The 20,996-nt window shown below is 62.0% G+C and carries 20 protein-coding genes; 8 read left to right on the forward strand and 12 right to left on the reverse strand.

Annotated elements, in window-relative coordinates; genetic code table 11:
* Positions 1 to 22 precede the first annotated feature (22 nt).
* The 5 genes from ASF06_RS06485 (at position 23) to ASF06_RS06505 (ending at position 6,308) form a co-directional block, all read left to right on the forward strand.
* Complete coding sequence (locus ASF06_RS06485; RefSeq protein WP_055944841.1) at positions 23 to 1,171, forward strand: TDT family transporter; 1,149 nt, start codon at positions 23 to 25, stop codon at positions 1,169 to 1,171.
* Between the two features lie 45 nt (positions 1,172 to 1,216).
* A complete protein-coding gene (locus tag ASF06_RS06490) occupies positions 1,217 to 1,723 on the forward strand; it encodes a COG4315 family predicted lipoprotein (protein WP_055944843.1) in 507 nt (168 codons plus the stop codon).
* An 849-nt stretch (positions 1,724 to 2,572) separates the two neighbouring features.
* Positions 2,573 to 3,724 (forward strand): acyltransferase family protein, encoded by a 1,152-nt coding sequence (locus ASF06_RS06495; RefSeq protein ID WP_055944847.1) that lies wholly within the window; start codon positions 2,573 to 2,575, stop codon positions 3,722 to 3,724.
* A 120-nt stretch (positions 3,725 to 3,844) separates the two neighbouring features.
* Positions 3,845 to 5,977 carry a heavy metal translocating P-type ATPase gene (locus ASF06_RS06500; protein ID WP_055944850.1) on the forward strand — a complete coding sequence of 711 codons (2,133 nt, stop codon included), beginning with the start codon at positions 3,845 to 3,847 and terminating at the stop codon, positions 5,975 to 5,977.
* A gap of 28 nt (positions 5,978 to 6,005) precedes the next feature.
* Positions 6,006 to 6,308: a metal-sensitive transcriptional regulator gene (locus ASF06_RS06505; RefSeq protein ID WP_055778327.1), complete on the forward strand. Its 303-nt coding sequence runs from the start codon at positions 6,006 to 6,008 to the stop codon at positions 6,306 to 6,308.
* Positions 6,309 to 6,404: 96 nt separating this feature from the next.
* Here ASF06_RS06505 and ASF06_RS06510 read toward each other — a convergent pair whose 3' ends face one another.
* The 8 genes from ASF06_RS06510 to ASF06_RS06545 all read right to left on the reverse strand — a co-directional run bounded on the left by ASF06_RS06510 (position 6,405) and on the right by ASF06_RS06545 (position 13,548).
* Complete coding sequence (locus ASF06_RS06510) at positions 6,405 to 6,806, reverse strand: four-helix bundle copper-binding protein (protein ID WP_055778330.1); 402 nt, start codon at positions 6,804 to 6,806, stop codon at positions 6,405 to 6,407.
* A 97-nt stretch (positions 6,807 to 6,903) separates the two neighbouring features.
* Entirely contained in the window at positions 6,904 to 7,821 is a 918-nt protein-coding gene (locus tag ASF06_RS06515; RefSeq protein ID WP_055778333.1) for a hypothetical protein, read from the reverse strand.
* 226 nt (positions 7,822 to 8,047) lie between these two features.
* Entirely contained in the window at positions 8,048 to 8,740 is a 693-nt protein-coding gene (locus tag ASF06_RS19410) for a M23 family metallopeptidase (protein WP_162237684.1), read from the reverse strand.
* A gap of 495 nt (positions 8,741 to 9,235) precedes the next feature.
* On the reverse strand, positions 9,236 to 9,676 hold the full coding sequence (locus ASF06_RS06525; protein WP_055778339.1) for a hypothetical protein: 441 nt from the start codon (positions 9,674 to 9,676) through the stop codon (positions 9,236 to 9,238).
* Positions 9,677 to 9,833: 157 nt separating this feature from the next.
* Positions 9,834 to 10,451, reverse strand: coding sequence for a DUF305 domain-containing protein (locus ASF06_RS06530; RefSeq protein ID WP_235500924.1), 618 nt, complete (start codon positions 10,449 to 10,451; stop codon positions 9,834 to 9,836).
* Positions 10,452 to 10,509: 58 nt separating this feature from the next.
* Positions 10,510 to 10,950, reverse strand: a complete 441-nt coding sequence (locus ASF06_RS06535) for a DUF6153 family protein (protein WP_156351699.1) — start codon at positions 10,948 to 10,950, stop codon at positions 10,510 to 10,512.
* 37 nt (positions 10,951 to 10,987) lie between these two features.
* The gene (locus ASF06_RS06540; protein ID WP_055778351.1) at positions 10,988 to 13,222 is read right to left on the reverse strand and encodes a heavy metal translocating P-type ATPase; all 2,235 of its coding nucleotides are present in this window, start codon (positions 13,220 to 13,222) and stop codon (positions 10,988 to 10,990) included.
* Positions 13,222 to 13,548, reverse strand: a complete 327-nt coding sequence (locus tag ASF06_RS06545) for a heavy-metal-associated domain-containing protein (RefSeq protein WP_326939286.1) — start codon at positions 13,546 to 13,548, stop codon at positions 13,222 to 13,224. The genes ASF06_RS06540 and ASF06_RS06545 overlap by 1 nt, the downstream gene beginning before the upstream one ends.
* Positions 13,549 to 13,948: 400 nt before the next feature.
* On the opposite strand from ASF06_RS06545, the gene cmtR reads away from it, so the two are divergent.
* The 3 genes from cmtR (at position 13,949) to ASF06_RS06560 (ending at position 17,255) form a co-directional block, all read left to right on the forward strand.
* Complete coding sequence (cmtR, locus tag ASF06_RS06550; RefSeq protein ID WP_055778354.1) at positions 13,949 to 14,308, forward strand: Cd(II)/Pb(II)-sensing metalloregulatory transcriptional regulator CmtR; 360 nt, start codon at positions 13,949 to 13,951, stop codon at positions 14,306 to 14,308.
* Positions 14,309 to 14,544: 236 nt separating this feature from the next.
* Positions 14,545 to 16,401: a heavy metal translocating P-type ATPase gene (locus ASF06_RS06555; protein ID WP_055779773.1), complete on the forward strand. Its 1,857-nt coding sequence runs from the start codon at positions 14,545 to 14,547 to the stop codon at positions 16,399 to 16,401.
* 326 nt (positions 16,402 to 16,727) lie between these two features.
* Positions 16,728 to 17,255, forward strand: a complete 528-nt coding sequence (locus ASF06_RS06560; RefSeq protein ID WP_162234552.1) for a signal peptidase II — start codon at positions 16,728 to 16,730, stop codon at positions 17,253 to 17,255.
* Between the two features lie 290 nt (positions 17,256 to 17,545).
* On the opposite strand, the gene ASF06_RS06565 is transcribed toward ASF06_RS06560, so the two are convergent.
* The 4 genes from ASF06_RS06565 to ASF06_RS06575 form a co-directional block, all read right to left on the reverse strand.
* Entirely contained in the window at positions 17,546 to 17,992 is a 447-nt protein-coding gene (locus ASF06_RS06565; RefSeq protein WP_157439102.1) for a hypothetical protein, read from the reverse strand.
* 110 nt (positions 17,993 to 18,102) lie between these two features.
* The gene (locus ASF06_RS19115; protein ID WP_442853830.1) at positions 18,103 to 18,348 is read right to left on the reverse strand and encodes a zf-TFIIB domain-containing protein; all 246 of its coding nucleotides are present in this window, start codon (positions 18,346 to 18,348) and stop codon (positions 18,103 to 18,105) included.
* 29 nt (positions 18,349 to 18,377) lie between these two features.
* On the reverse strand, positions 18,378 to 18,878 hold the full coding sequence (locus ASF06_RS06570; RefSeq protein WP_082466118.1) for a DUF3093 domain-containing protein: 501 nt from the start codon (positions 18,876 to 18,878) through the stop codon (positions 18,378 to 18,380).
* Positions 18,879 to 18,984: 106 nt separating this feature from the next.
* On the reverse strand, positions 18,985 to 20,175 hold the full coding sequence (locus ASF06_RS06575; protein WP_055778366.1) for a peptidoglycan DD-metalloendopeptidase family protein: 1,191 nt from the start codon (positions 20,173 to 20,175) through the stop codon (positions 18,985 to 18,987).
* Positions 20,176 to 20,996: the final 821 nt, after the last annotated feature.

Genomic DNA, 20,996 nt, shown 5'->3' on the forward strand with positions numbered 1-20,996 from the left:
CCGCGAAGAGGAGGGTTGAAGCATGTCAACCGCCCAGGCCGTCCGACCCGCCACCCCGTCACGGATGCTTATGCGCGAGCTCGAACACCCGATGCACATGTTCCGGAACATCACGCCGAACTGGTACGCGTCGGTCATGGGCACAGGAATCGTAGCCAACGCCGCCGCCACCCTCCCCCTGCAGTTCGCCGGCCTTCGCGCTGCGGCGACAGTGGTGTGGGTCATCGCCAGCGTGCTGCTCGTCGCGCTCACCGCCGCGACGGTCATGCACTGGGTCACGAACAGGGAGACGGCCCGCACCCACCACTTGAACCCCGTCATGGCCCACTTCTACGGGGCGCCCGCGATGGCCCTCCTCACCGTCGGGGCCGGAACCATCCTCCTCGGCCGGGACGTTCTCGGCGAACAGACCGCCGTCGCCATCGACGCCGTGCTCTGGGCCCTCGGCACGATCATGGGCCTGGCAACCGCTGTCGCGGTGCCGTACCTGACCTTCACGAAGTTCACGGTCTCGGCCGACAGCGCGTTTGGCGGCTGGCTGATGCCCATCGTGCCGCCCATGGTCTCTGCGTCGACAGGCGCCCTGCTCATCCCGTACCTGCCCGAGGGCCAGGCCAGGCTCACCATGCTGCTGGCCTGCTACGGGATGTTCGGCCTCAGCCTCCTCGCTTCTCTCATCGTCATCACCCTCATCTGGTCGCGCCTCACCACGCACAAGATCGGTGCGGCCGCGATGGTTCCGACGCTCTGGATCGTGCTTGGCCCGCTCGGCCAATCCGTCACCGCCGTGAACCTGCTCGGCGGCAACGCCCACCTCGCTACCACCACATCCCTCGCCGACGCCCTTCAGGCCTTCGGCGTGATCTACGGGGTACCCGTACTCGGTTTCGCAGCCCTCTGGGCAGCACTCGCCCTAGCGATCACCGTGCGAACCGCACGCGAACACCTCCCGTTCTCGTTGACATGGTGGTCGTTCACCTTTCCCGTCGGTACCTGCGTCACCGGCCTCACCGGGGTAGCCCTGCACACCGGATCAGTCGCGTTCCAGGTCGCCGCCGTATTCGCCTTCGCCGCACTTCTCACCGCCTGGGCAGTCGTGGCCGTCCGCACATTCCACGGCAGCGCCCTCACCGGCGTTCTCTTCATGCCCCCTGCAGCGAAGACCGTCTGAACCACCCCGCACCACACCTCACCTCACTCTGAAAGAGACCTCCCGATGAAATCGAAGATTGCCCTCACCCTTGCGGCAGCCACATTCGCCACGCTTGCACTGGCAGGTTGCTCGGCCAGCAATACCTCCGCGGCCTCAGGCTCGGCACCATCGAGCATCCCCACTTCATCTGTGCCGACAGTGGCGGAGTCGGACGCTGCAACCGCGACAAGCAGCCTCGGCACGATCATCGTCAACGGCGAAGGACTCACCGCCTACGCCTTCGACACCGATGTACCCAATTCCGGAACCAGCAGCTGCACCGACGTGTGCGCAACTACCTGGCCCGCCATCACCACCACCTCAGCTACCCCGACCGTCACCGGCATCACCGGCACCATAAGCACGATCACCGGCGTGAACGGTGCCAAACAGATCACCGTCAATGGCATGCCGATCTACACCTTCTCTAAAGACGCCGCCCCCGGCGACGTCGAAGGACAAGGTGTCAAAGGCACCTGGCACGCGCTCACACCCGCGGGCGAAAAGGTAATCACACCCGCTGCAGGCTGATATTCAGGCTTTGGCTTTGTGCCTCATCTAACTATTGTTTTTCGAGACTTATTCGAGAGGAATTCTCCCCTCGCGCAGGAGGGTGCTTTTTCGAGTTGCGCTACGCCTTGGGCGTGCGGTTCCAGGACTTGATGTACTTTTCGATGCGCTTAGCCGGTTTGAGTTTGTTGTCCGGCTGATGTGCTCTTGGTGGGCGATGCTCCTGAGAGTTGTGTAGGAGATTGGGCGGGGATTCTGTCGGTGCCCATGTTGTGAGCGACGATTGACCGTAGGTTGGAGGTCGGGATGAGAAGCAATGCTGCGCTCTACCCTGCCCGACAGGTGGGCCCGCTTGTTCTCTTGGTCACGATCCTGGCTCTGATCATCACCACGGCTCTTGTGCACCTCGCGCCGCCGCAGTCGCCGGACGGGGCGCTTCACGTTGCGGGAATAACCAACCCGGTGACGGGGTCGGCCCTCGAGTTGTCGACTGCAGAGGGCGAAAGCCCAGCGGCGCCCCATCACGAACATTTCGAACGCGATCACGACGGCACCGTACAGCCGCGCGTAACAGAGAACGCGGACAGCGTCGCCGACGTACCCGCGGCAATCGTTGTGCATCTGAGAGAGCCGGCGCAGGATCCCGTCGGTGCGCCGCATACCCGGCGAGATCTTCCTGGGCCATCTCTGGCTGCACTTTCGATCAACCGAACTTAGAACCAGAAGCACCTCGAGCCCTCTCTGTGGGCTCGCTTTGGCGTACCCGCTCGCGCAAAAGACTGTCCGGTCAGTCCCCGGCCCTTTACGGCGTCAGCGCCCGCATCGCTCAGCCGATGCCCTCTTCTGGTTTCTCAAGTCAAGGATTACTCCGTGCTTTTCATCGGCGGCCCCATGCCGCACACAACCTCACCTTCCCCAGCTCCTTCCATAAACACCGCCTCCCGCATCCCCTCGTTAGACGGGCTCCGGGCCCTGGCAGTCCTGATCGTTTTCATCGGGCACGGCCGCACGGACCAGGGCCAGTGGCCTGGATATGCCGGAGTGACGGTGTTCTTCTTTCTCAGTGGCTTTCTCATCACCACGTTGCTGCGCAGGGAGCTCGAAAGGTCGGGAAAAATCGGGTTGTCCCGGTTTTACCTGCGCCGGGCCTTTCGTATCCTGCCGGCCGCCTACTTCGCGATCAGCGTTTCGCTGATTCTCGCGGCTTCCGGGGCTCTTCCGGCCTCAGTCAGCGGATGGGGCGTGTTGTCCGAAGTCTTCAATTTCACGAACTATTACATCGTTGCGGCCGGATACGAGAGCTTGCCTCCTCAGACGAGTCAGATGTGGTCCTTGGCCGTCGAGGAGCAGTACTACCTCGTCGTTCCCGTAGCGCTCCTCGTCGCCTACCGCTGCGGCGCGCGACGATCTTGGATCGGGTGGGCTCTCGTCGGGGTCGCGCTTGTCATCCCGGCATGGCGAATTTATCTCGGGTTACACGGGGCCGATTTCGATCGGCTCTATTTCTCTACTGACACACGCCTCGACAGCATCCTGTGGGGAGCAGCCTTCGCGCTTCTGATCAATCCCGTCATGGGCGACGCCACCCGTCTCGCCTCCCGCATCCGACGCTGGATGTCACAACACCTGGGATGGATCGCCATCGTCGCTGTCCTGATTTTCGCGGCAAGCGCCGCGGTTCCGGCGCTCTCGTTCCGGCTGAGCATCTCCACGACCGTGCAATGCATCACTCTCATCCCGATCTTCTGGTTCGTCATCACTCGCTCAGAGACTCGGATCGGCCGGTTGTTGAATAGTCGACTTTTGGTGCGTATGGGAGTGCTGTCCTTCTCCTTCTATCTCCTGCACAAGCTCGTGCTGGCTCTAATCGGTCCACTACTTGACACCCCGATCGTCACGGATTCGATTTCCTTGCTTGTATCGGTCCTCGTGGCGCAGCTCGTCTTCTGGGTAATCGAAGCTCCCTTCACCCGGCTTCGTAAGCAAATCGAGAACCGTTTCTTGCCACCGCTAGCGCCCTGACCAGACCGGCGTCGTCCGATGGGAGCTCCGCCCACCCCTGAAGAGCGGGAATAGAAACACCGGACGGTCTCTTACATTGACTACCCCTAGGGGGTATAATAGGTTTGGCTAGGAGGCCTCATGGAAAACCATTCCGCACACCAGCACGCAACCACCACGCCGCTGAAAGAGTCGGCGCTACCCGCCGAGCACGACATGCCCGAAGGCCACGGGGGCCATGCTGGACACAGCGGGCACGGTGACCATGTGGGGCAGTTCCGGCGTTTGTTCTGGATCATGCTCATCGTCGCCATTCCGGTGGTGGCGTTTTCACCGATGTTCGCGATGATCCTCGGCTACACCCTGCCGGATGCCGCATGGGTGGGGTGGGTTTCTCCTGTCCTGGGCACGGTGATGTATGTGTGGGGCGGTCGACCATTCCTGACCGGCGCCGTCAGCGAGTTGCGGGCCCTCAAACCGGGAATGATGCTGCTGATCGCGTTAGCGATCACGGTAGCGTTCTTCGCGTCATGGGGAGCCACGCTGGGACTCGTCGATCACGAGTTGGACTTCTGGTGGGAGTTGGCCCTGCTGATCGTAATCATGCTTCTGGGGCACTGGATCGAAATGCGGTCGTTGGCCCAAACGACATCCGCCCTCGATTCTCTTGCAGCATTGTTGCCAGACGAAGCGGAACGTGTCGACGGCGACAGTACCGTCTCGGTGTCTCCCTCGGAGTTGAAGCTCGGGGACGTCGTCATCGTCCGGCCTGGTGGTCGGGTGCCGGCTGACGGCCGCATCGTCTCGGGATCGGCCAGCATGGACGAGTCGATGATCACCGGTGAATCACGCCCCGTCCGCAAAAGTGACGGTGACCTTGTCGTCGCCGGGACGGTCGCAACCGATTCCGGGGTTCGGATCGAGATCAGTGCTGTTGGTGAGGACACCGCATTGGCGGGCATTCAGCGGCTCGTCACCGATGCGCAGAACTCGTCGTCTCGAGCGCAGCGACTCGCTGATACTGCAGCGGGCTGGTTGTTCTGGTTCGCCCTGGGCGCAGGGATCATTACCGCGATTGTGTGGACGGTGATTGGCCAACCCGATGAGGCTGTTGTTCGCACCATCACCGTGTTGGTGATCGCTTGCCCTCACGCACTCGGTCTGGCCATCCCGCTGGTGGTATCGATCGCCACGGAACGCGCCGCCCGCGGCGGCGTACTCATCAAGGACAGGCTCGCGCTGGAAAGCATGCGCACCGTCGACACAGTGCTTTTCGACAAGACGGGGACGCTCACCAAAGGTGAACCGACTGTCACCAGCATCGAAACGACCTCGGGGCGCACAGAAGAAGATGTTCTCGCCCTTGCCGCAGCGGCAGAGGCAGACTCGGAGCATCCCCTCGCCAAAGCCATCATCGCAGCAGCTCAAACCCGGAATCTTCCTACACCCACGGCCACGAGCTTCGCCTCTTCCCCGGCAGTGGGAGTGACCGCGACCATCGAGGGCGCCCGGATCCAAGTAGGAGGCCCGAATCTGCTGGAACAGGAACACCAGGCCGAGCTCAGCATCGCGGATTCGTGGCGGGAAGACGGAGCGATCATCTTGCACGTCCTGTCTGATGGTGCCGTCATCGGCGCACTCAAGCTCGCTGACGAGGTTCGGGAGGAGTCCCGGCAGGCCGTGGATGCGCTCCGAGCCCAGGGTGTGCAGGTGGTGATGATCACCGGGGACGCGGAAGCTGTCGCTCATTCCGTCGCCGCCGAGTTGGGTATCGACCGGTATTTCTCTGGGGTGCGTCCGGAAGACAAGTCGAACAAGGTGAAAGAGTTGCAGGCGGAGAATCGGCGAGTTGCGATGGTCGGGGATGGCGTCAACGACGCTCCCGCGTTGGCTCAGGCTGATGTCGGAATCGCTATAGGCGCCGGCACGGATGTGGCGATCGCGTCGGCCGGGGTCATCCTGGCCAGCGATGATCCCCGCTCAGTGCTCAGCGTCATCGAGTTGTCGCGGGCCAGTTACCGGAAAATGAAGCAGAACCTATGGTGGGCAGCCGGATACAACCTGATATCAGTGCCGTTAGCGGCGGGAGTCCTAGCCCCGATCGGGTTCGTTCTGCCGATGTCGGTGGGGGCAATCTTGATGTCGTTGTCTACGATCGTTGTGGCAGTGAACGCTCAGCTCCTGCGCCGCCTGCAACTGGACCCCGACACGAGCGTTCGTGCAGCTCTGAACCGAACGACACCCACCGCCCGCCTGTCAGACACCGCGTCTTGATGATCGGGATACCAGGAAGAAGCACACGATGACTGACGTCGCCTCCTCGCATCACGGCTACATCTCCGATAAAGAGAAGTATCTTGCGCGGATGAAACGCATCGAGGGCCAGGCTCGAGGTGTCGCTCGAATGGTCGACGAGGAGAAGTACTGCATCGATATTCTGACGCAGATTTCCGCCCTGACATCCGCCTTGGAGAGTGTCGCGCTGGGGTTGCTCGATGACCACCTGAAGCACTGCGTCGTCGACGCAGTGCAGTTGGGCGGCGACGAGGGCCAGGCCAAAATCAAGGAAGCGTCAGACGCGATCGCTCGACTGGTTCGCTCGTAGCGGCCTGACTGATCTGGGCCGCGCGCCGCTATCTTCCTGCGATGGCTCGGATGCGCATGCGCGTACGCATCCAGCGTGGCTGGACGGCGAAGCTGTTTAGAGGGTGGCGAGGAGCTCGGTGCAGGCCTGCTCGCAGCGCCGGCACGCTTCGGCACAGATCCGGCAGTGCTCGTGCATTTCTGCGTGCTTGTCACACTCCTCCGCACAGCTGGCACAGGCGGCGCGGCACGCTTCGATGACAGCCCGAACGGTGGCGTCGTTGGAGCCGGTGTGCCGGGACAGGACAGCGGCGGTGGTTGCGCAGACATCAGCGCAGTCAAGATTGGTTCGAATGCAGGAGGTGAGTTCGCTCACCATGTCTTCGCCGAGGCACGCATCGGCGCAGGCTGTGCACGACTGAGCGCACTCCAGACACGCGGCGATGCAGGCGGCGAGTTGTTCCTTGTTAGCGCCGAGATCGCGGGGATAGGTATTCAGCATTTCTTCGATGACAGACATTGCTTCTCCTTCGACGGGGCTTGATTGGGTTTCTTCCGACGGTACGCCGCACGTGCAATCTGTCTCTATAGACAGGTGTCGAATCTTGATTCACACATCACGGCGACTTCGCGAGCAGAACTGTACTCACACCGAAGTCGCGTGTTGCGAAAACCCCTCGAGAGTCGCTGACGAGCAGCCACGGCTCGGAACCCCCGACGAAAGTCAGGGCCTGCGGATCTCCGACGATGGCGCCGCCTTGCACCCAGCCAGCACCAGTGGTGTGCCACACGGTGCCTGCGACATCTATACCGACGTAGCCGGTGTCGGTGGCGTCGATGAGCACCAATGCCGGTGCGTCGGGCACGGGACTGAAAGTGCGGGCGACGTCATCGCTCACCTGCAGGCCGCTCGCCGTTGTGACATAGGTCCGATCGGGGTTGCTGGGGTCAATCGTCATGTCTCGGAGCTCTACCGCTGCGCCGTCTGACCATGTCGACCCGCCGTCGTCGCTGGTAAGGATTCTGGCGTGGGTTGCGTCATACCCGTAGATCCGCAGAGCACCGGACGGGGTCGGGACGGCGGCGATGTCGTGAAAGTCGACTTCTCCTGCGAGGGATACGGTGGTCCATTCCCTGGCTGCGCTGTCACTCATGATGAGCCCGAGGTTGGCAGGAGCAGTGGCATCGGCCGGGTCCGGATGCCCGGAACCGAGGATGAGGCCGGTGTCGGTGACGAAGAAGCCCATGGTGTCTTGCTGACGGTTCTCGATGAGAACAGGAACGTTACCCGGAGGACTGATCAGGCTTCCTGACCCGAACGAGGAGGGAAGCCGGCTTGTGGGTAGTTCCCAGACGCCTGTGTGGGTGGCGGCGAACACGATTCCCCTGTCAGGGTCGTAGCCGAGTCCATGCGTGTGCTCGAATTCGGTGATCGGGTCAGCCGTGGTGGAGCTCTCGGAAGCGCAGCCGGTCACCAAGACACCGGTTAGGAGGGTGACTGCGACGGCAGCGATGGCGCGGGTTCGGGTTTTCATAGGATGTCCTGTCGTCCGGTCAACACAGGCCCCGCCCTACGTGGAGCTCGAAGCTCTGGATGCCCTGTGGTCCCTGTGTTGTGAGTTGTGGGATGGGTTGGTGAGCGTCGGCGAGCTGGAAAGGGAGAGATGTCAGAAAGAGTGCCATCGCGAGGAAGACGCTGCTAAGTACTGCTTTGAGGATGTGGTTCATTCGAATCTCACTCCGTGACCGGCGAGCGCGAAGTCATAGCAGAACGTGTTCGGTTAGCCAGGCGAAGGGGTCGACGGGAGTTCCGTCGGCGTGAATTTCGAAATGCAGGTGAGCTCCGGTGCTGGTGCCAGTGTTGCCGACTTGTCCGACGATCTGGCCCACGGTGACCGTCTGGCCTTTGCTCAGTTGCAGGGATCCTTCCAGCATGTGTGCGTACACACTGGTGATTTGCTGGCCGTCGATGACGTGCTCGATTTCGACGTAGACCCCCAAGCCTCCGTTGTCGGAGGCCTGAGCGACCGACACGACTCCGTCGGCGACCACCTGGATGGGGGTTCCTTCGCCTGGATTCATATCCAAGCCCTTGTGGTTAGTCGAGCAGCTACCACAGGGCGCTGATCGGTAACCGAATCCGTCGCTGATGGGCACGCCTGTTGTGAACGGCCACTGGATCGGCGATAGAGGGTTGTTGGTGAAGGTGTCGGCCGTCCGTGTGAACGGGTTCGATGCGGCCGGGGCGGTCACGATCACGGGCGGCGGTGGCGGTGGCGGTGGTGGCGGGGTTGTGACGGAGTATCCGTCGCGAGTTGAGACGGCGGCAGTAGCGTCGACGACGAGTGTCTGCGTGGTTGGGGTTTCGCCGGCTACAGGGATGGGGCTGTCGGCCCCAGGCGCCGCTAGCGCGGGAAGTGCCAGAGGAAGTCCCAGCAGAGCGATGAAAGTCATCGCGGCGCCGACCTTAACCTGACGGGCAAAGAGGGGGGCCTTCCGCCGGGGCTTTTCGGTGTGTGTCGGCCGCGCCACTGTGCCTGCCTGGTAGGTCGATCGGCGCTTGACGTTGGTCGTCGGTTTGGCTGCGGGGACCGGAATAGTCGACAGAACGGCAGGGCTTTTGCCTGCACTGGTTGCGCGATGGCGACGTCCGGCTGACGGGTCTGCTGGTGTTGTGCCGCGAAGGTCGCGTCGGCGGGTTTGTGTATCCGAACTGGGTGTCTCAGATGAATTTGGGGACTGTGGTTCTGGGGTGGGCTGTGGTGCGGGTGTCCGAAGGCTTCGGCGGGTGAGGTAGGGCGAGGAGGGAGAGATCGGGTGAGTCAAAGAGCACATTTCGTTGGAGACGTAGAAGAAGCGTCAGCGCCAGAAGCTAGTAGCTAGGAGGCGCACGCGGAGTCCATCCCTGTTCGGGTGGGAGGTGTTCGGGCCGAGAGTTCGGTCCGCGTTCTACGTTCTGCTGATGCCGAGAGCCAGGGGTGGTGGCGTGAACCTCCGCGCACCCGATGCTGCCGTACTGACGATGACCCGGCTGCGCTCGACAAAGCGCTCAAACATCGAGGGGTTGGTCACGAGCTGGAACATGACCCAGGCGAGTAGCAGCAGCACGAGTGCGCTGGACGCCTTGGCCGCGGTGCCGAGCGCGCAGCTGTCACAGTTGGCCAAAAGCCCCAAGTTGTTATCCGGCATTTCCGTCGGAATACCTGCAGCGGCCTCTCCGGTTAGGACGCTGGAGTGCGCGTGAGAGACGTCGTGGCTTCCGTGTGCGTGCGATGTCGCCGAGTGCATGGTGACAAGTCCGAGGCACGCCGCAGCAATGGCCAGGAAGACGATCGCGAATCGGGTCCAAAACGACCGGTGCGGCGAGGTAACGCGGAGCGCGTGTTCCATAGTCACATCCTGTTCGCTGTCGTGTCTGAACGTGCGGGCATACCGCCCTAGGGTAACGCTTTGATTACGGACAACCAAGTGTGAGTGTCCTGGCAGGACTAACTAGGGGCCACCGCGACGATGCGGCATTTGTTGCCGCGGTGACCCCATTTGATTGCTACAGGGACGCGAGCATGGTCTGCATTTCCGCGATTTCAGCGGTCTGGTCGGTCACGATCTTCTTCGCGAGAGCGACGGCGTCCGGGTTTTCTCCGGAGTCGACTTCGGTTTGAGCCATGTCGATGGCGCCCTGGTGGTGCTGGATCATCTGTTCGAGGAACAGCTTGCCGGCGGAAGCTCCGTCGGCTTGCTCGAGTGCGTTCATGTCGTCGTCACTCATCATGCCGTCGCTGCCATGGTCCATTCCGGACATGCTGTCCGTTGATTCGCCCCACGACTCGAGCCAGCCGGTCATGGTCTCGATTTCTGGCTGCTGGGCAGCTTTGATCTTTTCGGCGAACTGGGTGACGTTGTCGTCGACGCCTGTCTTGGCCAGCAGCATGTCGGACATTTCGATCGCCTGCTGGTGGTGGGCGGTCATCATCTGGGCGAACATGACGTCCTGATCGTTGAAATTCCCCGCCTCCGCGTTGGAAGGTGCGGCGGTGCTGCTGGAGCCGTGGTCCATTCCGGACATCGAGCCGGAGCCAGAAGAGCATCCGGCGAGCGTGATTGCGGTGGCGAGGGCGCCGGTGAGCATGAGGGTGGTGCGAATTCGAGACATGGTGATATCCATTCAGTCAAAGGGGAAAGTGAGTCAGGGCGTGCCGCGTTGAGGTCGGCGGCGCGGTGAATCAAGTCCGACTGATGGACAGTTTGAGAAGATCGGGCGGATCGCGGTATGTCACCGAACGCAGCACACGGATGGCATCGAACAGGGGTCGAAGTTGCATCGTGTGCGGATGGGATTGGACGCCGCGGAGAAGGCCGATGAGGAGGAGTGCGCCGCCGATGAGCAAGGCGAGTACACAGACCATCGCCGTCATGTCGTGGCTGGGTGCGCAGTCACCGGCGCACTCGTTTTCCGTCAAGCCTGAGTGCGTTCCTGTTGCGTGGGGATCGGCGGTCACGGCCATCGCTGCAGTGGCCGGATCGCTGTGACCGGTCATGCTGGTCGCGATGGTGTGCATCGCGAGGAGGCCGGCGACGATGGCGACGACGACTCCGAGAAGGAGGACGGTTCGTTGCACGGCAGCTGGGCGCAGAACGGTGGCGCGAAGAGTCATCAGGCTCATTCGTCACCACCTCCTATTCCCTTCACAGTATCTCCCTCTACCGAGATCCTGCTGTGGGGTTGCGTGGGGTGAACTGGCGGAGCCGGAGACTGTTGGACACGACGAACACGGACGAGAAGGCCATCGCAGCTCCCGCGACCAGCGGGTTCAGCAGGCCCAGCATCGCTACCGGAATCGCGGCGACGTTGTACGCGAATGCCCAGAACAGGTTGCCTTTGATGATGCCGAACGTGCGTCGAGCAAGACGCAACGCGTCCGCGGCTGCTCCGAGGTCGTCGCGCATGACGGTGATGTCGGCAGCGGCGATCGCCGCGTCGGTCCCGGATCCCATCGCAATGCCCAGATCAGCGGCCGCGAGGGCTGCGGCGTCGTTGACTCCGTCACCAACCATTGCCACTGTCCGCCCGCTCGCTTGGAGTTCACGAATGACGTCGAGCTTTCCCTGGGGGGTGACCCCGGCGCGGATGTCGCTGATGCCCGAGGCCGCACCAATGAGGTGGGCGGCTCCTGCGTTGTCGCCTGTCAGGAGAATAGGTGTCAGACCGAGCTTTCGGAACTCCGTGATCGCCGCAGCACTGCCGGGCTTGATGGTGTCACCGATGACTGCGATCCCTCGCACGCATCCGTCCCAGGCGACGGCTATCACGGTCTTGCCGTCTGTTTCCGCAGCGTTCTGGGCCGCGACCAGTGTCGGGTCAGCTGTGATACCCCATTCGGTTGCCAGCCAGCTGGGGCGTCCCGCGGTGACGAGGCGTCCGTCGACGATTGCTTGCACGCCGTGGCCGCTGTGGGACTGGAACGACTCGGCTACTCGGGGTGTGTCGACTGCGGCGGTGATGGCGTGGGCGATGGGATGTTCTGATCCGCTCTCAGCGGCGGCTGCTATCTCGCGAATCTCGTCCGGGTTTTCTCCCGGTGCGGCAATGACATCCAGCAGTGCCATGTGGCCGGTGGTGACGGTTCCCGTCTTGTCGAGAACGATGGTGTCGATTCGCCGGGTCTGCTCGAGCACCTGAGGGCCGCGGATCAGGATTCCGAGCTGCGACCCGCGACCCGTGCCGACCAGCAACGCCGTCGGGGTAGCCAAGCCCAAAGCGCAAGGGCACGCGATGATTAGCGTCGCCACCGAAGCGGTGAACGCTGCGTTTACGGAGCCGGTAACGACCAGCCACCCGATGAAGGTGACTGCCGCGAGGCCGATCACGATGGGTACGAAGATCCCCGATACCCGGTCTGCGAGTCGCTGCACCTCCGCTTTGCCGGTCTGGGCGTCCTCAACAAGGCGGCCCATCCGCGCCAATTCGGTATCAGCACCGGTCCGGGTCACCTCGACGACGAGGCGGCCACCAACGTTGACGCTCGCCCCGACCACACGATCCGCAACACTTACCTCAACCGGCATCGATTCGCCGGTCAGCATGCTGAGGTCAACTGCGGACGCACCATCCACGATCAGACCATCAGTCGCGATCTTTTCCCCGGGCCGCACCACGAACACGTCCCCTGGGACGAGCGACGACACGGCGACTCGGGTTTCGTGACCGTCTCGAAGCTGAACGGCTTCCTTTGCGCCGAGCTCGAGCAGGGCTCGCAGTGCCGCGCCGGAGTCGCGTTTTGCGCGGGCTTCGAAATAGCGGCCCGCGAGAATGAAGACTGTCACCGCTGCGGCGACTTCGAGATAGATCTCCTCGCCGTGTCCGGCGCCGAGCAGAGTGAATGCCATTCGCATGCCAGGCTCGCCCGCGTTGCCGAAGAACAAGGCGTAGAGCGACCAGCCGAACGCGGCAAGCACACCGACGCTGATGAGTGTATCCATCGTTGCCGCGCCGTGACGGGCGTTAATCCAGGCTGCCCGATGGAACGGCCAAGCTCCCCAAACGGCCACCGGGGCAGCGAGCATGAGCGCCAACCACTGCCAATTCGTGAACTGCAGCACAGGAATCATCGACAAGACCGCAACCGGCACAGCCAACATCGTCGACACCATCAGCCGACGGCGCAGCTCGTCTGCCTCCGAAGTAGAAACTTCGCTCACATCGATGGTGTTCATCGCTGCCGGAGCGGGGACAGAGGCGTTGTAGCCGGCCGATTCGACGACAGATATCAGTTCGGCAGGAGAGAGTTCCGCAGTCGTCCGAATACGGGCCTTTTCGGTCGCGTAGTTAACCGTGGCCTCAACGCCCGGAACCTTATTGAGCTTGCGCTCGATCCGGTTCGCGCACGAAGCACACGTCATACCGGCGATATCGAGCTCTACATCGGTTGTGCCCATCAGTCTGCAGACACCAAGAGATAGCCAGCTTCCTCGACAGCCGCACGGACCGCATCGGCGGCTATCGGCGCTGTGCTCGAAACCGAGACCCGAGACTCACCCCCAACATGAAGGTCGACCTGAACACCCTCGACGCCATCGATGGCCGAAAGCTCCTCAGTGACACTGGCCACACAGTGCGAACACGTCATACCTGTCACCAGATAATCCGCAGTGACCAAGTCTTCCTGCTCGTCGGCGGCCCGCGTCTCCGCGTGACCGGCTGGAGAGCAACTGCATCCACTGCTCGCGTCCGTGAGACCAAGTTCGTTGCTGGCGTTCATCATGCTCCTCCAAGGAAAATCTCAATACCCCCGTGGGGTACACCGATTATTACCCCATGGGGGTACCAAAGTCAATGCGTCATCGAGAAGCCCCGAGGGCCGAGGTCAGAGGCTGGCAGTCGTGCCGAGCGGCATTCTGGCGGGGATGCCTCGAGTGTGACACCAGCGCTCCGAAGCCTTCAATGAACAGAAGAAGAATCACCACAGGGCGCGTGTTCCGACAGGCGCCACAAAAGCAGATCGATGAACTTACTGGTCTCGATATTGCGCGACTCTACGAATTGAACCTGGTCAACATTGTGCCTAGACACAAAGCGTGTGCGCCAAAAAGCAATCACAAAACGCCGCCATAAAGCACTACCAATCACACAGTAGAGTACAGCAAATGCTGTATAGTCATCGTATGCTGACCATTGCCTCCCATCTTGACGTCATGAACAGGCTCGGCCGCGCGATGGCAGATCCAACTCGGTCCCGAATTCTGTTGAGCCTGCTTGAGGAGCCTGGCTATCCAGCTGCGCTCGCTCGTGAGTTGGATCTGACGCGCTCGAATGTGTCCAACCATCTGACGTGTCTCAGGGGATGTGGAATCGTCGCGGCGGTCCCGGAGGGCCGTCAGACCCGATATGAGATTGCGGACCCACACCTGACCAGGTCCCTGCTCAGTTTGGTGGATGCTGTTCTGGCGGTCGAGGACGGAACGGGGTGCGCGGACGAGAACTGTGACGTGCCGCTGTGTTGTGGAAACGGAAGCGAAGCGTGAGCAAGGAATGCTGCGGGCCGGACGAGCCCACCAATCTGTCCATCGGTGGTCGGACAGCGCTGAGTCTCGGAACACCGCGCACGCCTGGCCAGGCGACGCAGTGCGCACACGAAGGTGATGAGCACGACAGTCACGCCCACGACCACGGCCACGACCACGACCACGACCACGACCATGACGAGCATGGTCCTGACGAACATTCGGATGATGAACACGACCATGGCGATGGTGATGAACTGTCGGCGTGGTGGAAGGACCGTAATATTCTCATTCCTCTCGCCGCCGGTGTGCTTCTGGCCGTGGGGTACGTCCTGGAGTGGACTGGCCTCGACCTGGTAAGCACAATCGTGTTAGCCATGAGTCTGATCGCGGGCGGATCGACCTTCGTTCCCGGAGCGGTTCGCAGACTCCTTCACCGCCGTTTGGGAGTGGGGCTGCTGATGACGATCGCGGCGGTCGGCGCGGTACTTCTCGGTCATGTCGGTGAAGCTGCAGCGCTGGCTTTCTTGTTCTCGATCGCAGAGGCGCTCGAAGACCGGGCAATGGATCGGGCGAGGAATGGCCTCCGCGCTTTGCTGTCACTGATTCCTGAATCCGCGACGATCTCGCGTCTGTCGGGACCCGAACAGGTACCCGCGGCGGAGATCCAGGAACTCGACATCCTGATCGTGAAAGCAGGCGAACGAGTCGCGACGGACGGGGTAGTGACGTCGGGACGGAGCAGCATCGACGCATCGGCGATCACCGGCGAGTCCATCCCTATCGAAGTCGGGCCAGGCGATTCCGTGCCCGCGGGTGCGATCAATGGATCCGGCAGCCTCCAGATCGAAGCAACTGCGGATGGCCGCGACAACTCACTGACAACGATCGTGCGACTCGTGGAGCAAGCTCAGGCCCGTAAGGGCGACCGTGCTCGGCTCGCCGACCGGATCGCCCGCCCGCTTGTGCCGATCGTTCTGGTCGTCGCCGGCTTGGTCGCTGTATTCGGGCTGATCGTGGGAGATCCCGCAACCTGGACTGAGCGAGCGCTGGTCGTCCTCGTCGCAGCGTCGCCGTGTGCTCTGGCAATCGCGGTACCTGTGACTGTCATTTCCGCGATTGGGGCGGCGAGCCGCTTCGGAGTGGTCATCAAATCTGGTGAGGCATTCGAGCAGCTCGGCGCCATTCAGCTTGTGGCATTCGACAAGACGGGCACGCTCACGCGGAACCGTCCCGAGGTGGTCACCGTGGAGACGAACGGTGCAGCCGATCCCTCTCAGGTGGTCGACGTGGCGGCCGCACTCGAGGCGCACAGTACACACCCGCTCGCCGCTGCCATCCTCGCAAAGCAACCGCAACCGCCAGTTGCCACGGACATAACGGAGTTCCCGGGTCAGGGTGTTTCCGGCAGGATGGGCGCCTCCCATGTTCGGATCGGGAGCCCCCGCTGGGTGATTCCTGGCCCACTATCGGCCCGCTGCGAGGACTTAGAGGGCGAAGGCATGACGGTCATCGTCGTCGAGGTCGACGGCGAACCGGTCGGGCTCGTCGGTATCCGTGACGAGCTGAAGCCCGAAGCTGCCGCGGCGATCGCTCAGCTCGGTAAACAAGGCATCCGTACGGTGATGCTCACGGGTGACAATGAGCGGACCGCGAAAGCTCTCGCGGGGCAGGCGGGGATCGCCGAGTACCGGGCCGAGCAGATGCCCGTCGACAAGGCCGCGGGGATTGAGGCTTATCGGGCAGACCAGCGGACGGCGATGATCGGGGACGGTATCAACGACGCTCCTGCTCTGGCCGCAGCGGATGTTGGAATCGCTATGGGAGCGACCGGGTCGGCCGCGGCGATCGAATCGGCTGATGTTGCGTTCACCGGCACGGATCTGCGGTTGATCCCACAGGCTCTCGCCCATGCCCGCCGGGGTCGCCGGATCGTGACCGGAAACATTGTGTTGGCTCTGGCAATCATCATCGTGCTGTTCCCGCTCGCCCTATTCGGTGTGCTGGGACTGGCTGGTGTTGTGCTGGTGCACGAGGTCGCGGAGGTAGTCGTTATCGCCAACGGACTCCGGGCAGCACGTGGCCGCGCGGTGCTGCCGTCTCTCGTGAAGTAGGTTGCCGGCCGTCATGTCGATGGTCGAAGACGAGTCTTACGCGACGTTGGTCAGCCCGATAATTCTGGTCCAGCCAGGTTCGGTCAAGAGTGAGATAGACGCCAGACCCTGGTCCGGGTCCGAGGTGGGGATTGCCGAGCCTGGGGAACATCATTCATACCGTGGCCGGTGGAAAGTGGCCCCGGGAGTCTGTTCGATCGAGGCGACGGAGTTAGCTTGGCCTGCTGGTATCGGCTGACCAGCTCAAATGTGACGTCGTCACTGCACAAATTGCTGTGCCGAGTAGCGCGTACATGATGGTTCAGGAGTTTATGTATAGTCGTCGAGTGGCCCACGTGCGATCTACCCTTCCCCGTCGGCGTTTCGTCGGCGCCCTCGTCGCGATACTCATCGTTGCGATCGGTGTGGTTGCCGATCAATTTGTCAAGGAGTGGGCTATCGAAGTCCTCTCGGATAGCCCGCCCATCGAAATCCTTCCAACCTTTAGCCTCGATTTGGCGTTCAATCCGGGTGTCGCTTTCGGCATGGGTGCCGAGTTTGGACCTCTGGTCGGTGTCATTCTCATCGGGATCTTGATGTCGTTGACAGGGTGGCTCGCGGTCCTCGTATGGCGCGGTAATCATCTGGTGGACACGCTTCTCCTCTCGCTCGTTCTGGCAGGCGGCGTCGGGAATGTCATCGACAGGGTGTCGCGCGCTCCGGATAGCGCTCCGCTGACAGGTGAAGTGGTCGACTATCTGGCGGTGTCGTGGTTCGCAATCTTCAATCTTGCCGACGTCTTCGCGGTCGGCGGCGTGCTCGCATGGATCGTTGTGGTCATGGTTCGTTCCCGCCGCCAGAGTGCCGACGAGTGATCGCCTCGCCGGGGAGCCCTGCGGATAGGCAGTCATATCCGTGTCCGCTATCCGTGAGAGCGCCTCGTTCTAGCGCTATGGCGTGTGGCCACGCCACAGAGAACGTTCCCCGAGAACGATGAACACGCGGATCATGGCGCGTCCTCGGGCGCGTCAATTCGCCTGAGTCCTTGGACGGCTACCCCACGATTAGGGCTGGCTCGTGCATCGTTACTGACATCGCCAGTGAGAGCCTCATGTGCAACGTCGGAGCAGATGTCTCACAGTGCTCGATGGGGGCAGCGGGTCGGTTAGCAGACAGCGGTGGCGTCGGATAGGGCTGTTTCGAGTTGCGTATCCAATTCGTCTATTCGGGTTGTATCTGGTGCTTGTCCGGCCTGTATCTCCTGCGCCTGTTCTATGAGCCCGTCGACGGCGGTGCTAGCCGCACTCATAGCGGCGTTGTATTTCGTGTTCGTCGCATCGTCGACGAGTATCTGCATTCCTCCCGCATCAAGAAGGACTTTCGCCGCCTGCAGGTTCTTCTCGGCGGCCGTCGCATCGATGGGAATGTCTGCGACTGCGTTCTGAACATCGGAGGCCACCTGCTTGATCGCCGGGGTAATGATGCTGCACGCGGCGGCCGCCGCTTGGTCTGTGGTGACTTCCGCCACAGAAGAGCATCCGGCCAATAGTGTTCCTAGAAAGAGTGCGCCGCCGAGTGCAACAGCGGGACGGCCCTGTCGGGAAATGAACATTGTTTACTCCTGTTGTTGAGGTGAGTCGAGGAGACCACGGTGCGTCCCCGCGATAATGGGCGTCCTCAAGAGTTGTCCGTCAGGCTCCGTGATGTGTGGGTTGTTCGTGGTTATCCGAAGAGATCCCCAAGCCAGGATTCACGGCCTCGCTTCTTTTGGCCGTCGTGTGAACTGCGGTCGTCACTATGTCCGCGTCGGCTGGCCCGGTCATGGCTCCCGCGGTCGTCTCGGCCATATGTCGGTTCCGTTTGGGTGGAGGTGGAGCGCTCGACGATTTTGTCGAGCTCGCCTCGGTCAAGCCAGACGCCCCGGCATTGGGGGCAGTAGTCGATTTCGATTCCTTCCCTGTTGGACATGACCAGAGTTGATTCGTCGATCGGGCATTTCACGGCAGATTCTCCTTCGGAGCGGGCGAGTTGGTGTCGGCAAGGTGGGGTGAGCTAAGGAGGCGTTCAAGGGCATCCGGGTGGCGAGTGGAGATCAGCCAGTACGGCGTCGGATCGTTCGGGTCGACGATGGATATACGAATGACCGGTTTTACCCACCCTCGGATGCATAACCAGGCCCGAGCATCGAGAGCGGTTCCGCGTTGCACTGTGGCCGCGTCACCCCGATAACTCTGAATGTCACCAACGAATTCTCGGGGAATGGTGGCACGGCCCGCAGTAAGAACGGTCGAGGAAACGCTGATTTTGGGTGCCGTGACCACGAACAAGGCAATGACGCCCAAATACAGAACGAGCCCGACCGTAATGCCGACACCAAGCCCAGTGATTCCGCCCTGCGGCTTAATCGGTATGAATACGACGATGCTGGCCGGGATGACCAGTGCGATGAACACGAACATCGATGGAGCTGGATAAAGCCTCTCTTGATACAAAGTCATGCGAGAGACACCGCCTTCAAACATGGTGTTGAGGTGACACTCATCCTGGCGTCCATGACCACAGGGTAGTTCACATGGTTCAGAATTATCTGTACAGTCATGGGTGTCACCTGAGCGGTGCGCCGCGGGCAGCCATGAACGCCGCTGGGTCGACGCGTGAGCCATCGATGCTCACTTCGTAGTGGAGGTGACAGCCGGTGGAGACGCCTGTAGTGCCGGCCAAGGAGATCAGTTGGCCCGCAACGACCGATTCGCCCGAACCGACGAGAAGTTGGCTGTTGTGGGCGTAGCTGGTTTGTACGCCGGCGCCATGGCTGAGTTGTACCCAGTTGCCGAACCCTCCGAACCAGCCGGCGTAGTTCACGGTGCCAGCAGCTGCCGCGTAGACGGGGGTGCCGCATCCGGCACCGAGGTCGGCACCGTTGTGGAACGTGCTTGCCCCCGCGGTGGGCGCAATTCGGGGGCCGTACCCGTCGGACATTCGGCCGCTGACGGGTCGCGTCCAACCCTGGTCTGAGAGCTGGCCGCTATCGAGCTGCGGGTACCCGCCGTTCGAGGCGGCAGCCGCGGCCGCTGCAGCAGCCGCTTCGGCTGCAGCACGGCGGACCTCTTCTCCGCGCGTGTAGTCAGCTTCGGTGGCTTGCCGATTCTCCGTGAGTACAGCCAGCTGGGCTTTGAGGGTTTCGGAGTTCTGTAGTTGGGCTGCTCGTTGCGCTTCCACTTCTTGGGAGGCGGCGATGGCGGCATCCATAGCCGTTTGCGCATCGTCGGCCAACCGGGCCCGTTCGGATTCGGCAACGACGGCTTGGTCTGTGAGTGCTTGCGCGGTGTTGCTAGCGGTTTCCGCTGCCACGTACATGTCGTTGACGCTTTGCGACAGGCGAGACGCGGTGGCAAGTCGTCCCAGGAAATCTTCCGTGTTATCACCAGACAGCAGTACTTGAGCCGTTAGTTGATCAGCTCCCCCCACTTTGACAAGCGAGGAGACGAGTTGACCAACTGTTGCGCGGGCGCTGTCTGCCTCGCCTTGTGCAGCAGAGGCCTGCTCCCCGAGGTCGCGTGCTTCCGCGCCCGCTTCATCGAGAGCGAGCTGTGCGATCTCCCACTCATCGGTGAGATCAACGGAGAGTTGTTGTGCTTGAGCGAGGTCGGCTTCGATCTGTGCGATCAGGGTCGTAATTTCAGATATCTGACCCTGTTTCGCGGACTCGTCTGAGCGAGCAGCCTCGACCTCGGACCAACTCGGAAAATCCTCTGCCGCGACCGCTGCAGGGGTAGTGGTCAGTCCGATCAGCAAGGTCGTTGCGACGACCAGGGCAGTGACGCTTCGGGGCCGGCGCCGCGGTACTCCGCGACCTGGCCTGGGCATAGATGTTGCCATGTGTGTTCTACTTTCCGCTTCATAAAGGTGTGCCCATCTAGGGCGAAGATTCAGAAAAGTAGAATTTAGATCCGGAGCACTCCCGTGTCGTGAAGAGATAGACGGGTTAACTGGCCGTCCGGATGTGGACCGGTCGGGGCAGTGCCACAGAGAAAGATCAGTGGTGTTCGGCGTGCGCCCCGAGCGTGCGCGAGCCACCAGAGCGTGAGTCCGAGAAGTCCCACGCACGTCACGGCGATACTGAGGCACTCCCGGAGCCCGTTACTGTCGTGCTCCGTCGTATCGCTGGGGTCAGCAGCGTCAAGAAGGGCGGTCGCTGAGGCGACATCGATGTCGTGACTAACGGACGCTGCGTGCAGCCCTATCGCGGACAAGGCGGCCACGCAGATCGTAAAACCAATAAGGACGGCGCGGATCACGTGGCGGCTGCGGGCCAGGACGAGGCTCATACGTGTCGCAGCCTCTCCGACAGGAGGGATCCCGTCGAAGTGATTGTAAACCGTTTCGTGTACTCTCTGGGGCATTCGATTGCCATCACGAAGGGAATGTCGTGCCTCTTTCTTCCTCCGACAGGGAGCCGCGTCGACGGTGGAGCTCCGCCCAGTTCGCATACGTGGCTCTTGGGTTGAACGGAACCTGCCTGCTGGTTCTCTTCGCGAATCTGCTGACCCGAAATGCGTGGTGGGAGGTAGCCGTGTCGATTGCTGTCGTCTGCTTGGCCTTGGGGGCCACCGCGG

Source organism: Agreia sp. Leaf244 (assembly GCF_001422695.1).
Lineage (GTDB): Bacteria > Actinomycetota > Actinomycetes > Actinomycetales > Microbacteriaceae > Agreia.

Bases quoted from the DNA above. Each gene is read 5' to 3' on its own strand.
- ASF06_RS06485 (WP_055944841.1), top strand. From the start codon at position 23: ATGTCAACCGCCCAGGCCGTCCGACCCGCCACCCCGTCACGGATGCTT.
- ASF06_RS06490 (WP_055944843.1), top strand. From the start codon at position 1,217: ATGAAATCGAAGATTGCCCTCACCCTTGCGGCAGCCACATTCGCCACG.
- ASF06_RS06500 (WP_055944850.1), top strand. From the start codon at position 3,845: ATGGAAAACCATTCCGCACACCAGCACGCAACCACCACGCCGCTGAAA.
- ASF06_RS06505 (WP_055778327.1), top strand. From the start codon at position 6,006: ATGACTGACGTCGCCTCCTCGCATCACGGCTACATCTCCGATAAAGAG.
- ASF06_RS06510 (WP_055778330.1), bottom strand. From the start codon at position 6,806: ATGTCTGTCATCGAAGAAATGCTGAATACCTATCCCCGCGATCTCGGC.
- ASF06_RS06515 (WP_055778333.1), bottom strand. From the start codon at position 7,821: ATGAAAACCCGAACCCGCGCCATCGCTGCCGTCGCAGTCACCCTCCTA.
- ASF06_RS19410 (WP_162237684.1), bottom strand. From the start codon at position 8,740: ATGACTTTCATCGCTCTGCTGGGACTTCCTCTGGCACTTCCCGCGCTA.
- ASF06_RS06525 (WP_055778339.1), bottom strand. From the start codon at position 9,676: ATGGAACACGCGCTCCGCGTTACCTCGCCGCACCGGTCGTTTTGGACC.
- ASF06_RS06530 (WP_235500924.1), bottom strand. From the start codon at position 10,451: ATGGATATCACCATGTCTCGAATTCGCACCACCCTCATGCTCACCGGC.
- ASF06_RS06535 (WP_156351699.1), bottom strand. From the start codon at position 10,950: ATGAGCCTGATGACTCTTCGCGCCACCGTTCTGCGCCCAGCTGCCGTG.
- ASF06_RS06540 (WP_055778351.1), bottom strand. From the start codon at position 13,222: ATGGGCACAACCGATGTAGAGCTCGATATCGCCGGTATGACGTGTGCT.
- ASF06_RS06545 (WP_326939286.1), bottom strand. From the start codon at position 13,548: ATGATGAACGCCAGCAACGAACTTGGTCTCACGGACGCGAGCAGTGGA.
- cmtR (WP_055778354.1), top strand. From the start codon at position 13,949: ATGCTGACCATTGCCTCCCATCTTGACGTCATGAACAGGCTCGGCCGC.
- ASF06_RS06565 (WP_157439102.1), bottom strand. From the start codon at position 17,992: ATGTTCATTTCCCGACAGGGCCGTCCCGCTGTTGCACTCGGCGGCGCA.
- ASF06_RS19115 (WP_442853830.1), bottom strand. From the start codon at position 18,348: ATGTCCAACAGGGAAGGAATCGAAATCGACTACTGCCCCCAATGCCGG.
- ASF06_RS06570 (WP_082466118.1), bottom strand. From the start codon at position 18,878: ATGACTTTGTATCAAGAGAGGCTTTATCCAGCTCCATCGATGTTCGTG.